Annotated in this window: 1 protein-coding gene; it reads right to left on the bottom strand. The window is 44.4% G+C overall.

Annotated elements, in window-relative coordinates; all coding sequences use genetic code 11:
* Positions 1 to 191 precede the first annotated feature (191 nt).
* Positions 192 to 726: hypothetical protein (locus JK635_RS23605; RefSeq protein ID WP_202656399.1), on the bottom strand; the 535-nt coding region annotated here is incomplete at its 5' end.

Raw genomic sequence — 726 nt, 5'->3', positions numbered from 1 at the left:
CCTGGACGAGATACGCAATGCGGAAGGGGCCAATTTCCACCGCCACGTTGCACAATCAACCAGCGCTTTCATGACAGTGGAACGCGAGGCGTTTGAAATGACCGGGGCTGACTAAAGCAGGAGCAGGCTTGTCGTCAGCCGCCGCAATCTTCCAACGGCGCCACTATGGCAAGGCATCTTCCTTTGATGTGTTAATTAAAAAAGCAGAAGTCAACATTTCGCTTTTTCATTTCCTTGTCGAAGTCTGCAAATTGTTCATCTTTGCTTTCCCAGCTGACGCTCTTTCGAAGTGCTATACATTCTGCCGCACCTTTAAATGCTTGGTTCAAAATATCGACTGCCGTGGTGATTACGACGCCAGTCGATGTATCTTTTAAAGTGAATTCCGGACTCAGGTGAAAGAGTTTTTTATTCTTAATAGCGGAGATCATGGGTTGCGTGATATGGGATTCAGCAAATTCAAACTTTGATTGAAATGCTTCAATTAATTGCGTTTTTAATTCTCCGATTTCATTAACGTCGATTTTTTTTAAAAATTCGTTCAGCTCAAAGGTAAGGTCTATCAGCTTCCCCTCGACGTCTTTCAGTTGAAGATGCGCTCCGGATAACTCTTTCCGGTTGCCTCCTTTGTTTTTTAGCATTTTATCAATGCCTGAAACGAACTGATCGAACATCCTATTCGTCGCCTTTTCCACAAGCTTCTCCTGCAGCTTGGCGGACAATTCT

Source organism: Neobacillus paridis, assembly GCF_016765675.1.
Lineage (GTDB): Bacteria > Bacillota > Bacilli > Bacillales > Cytobacillaceae > Neobacillus > Neobacillus paridis.
Note: the sequence above shows the minus strand (reverse complement) of the source record. Positions and strands in the feature narration are given on the sequence as shown.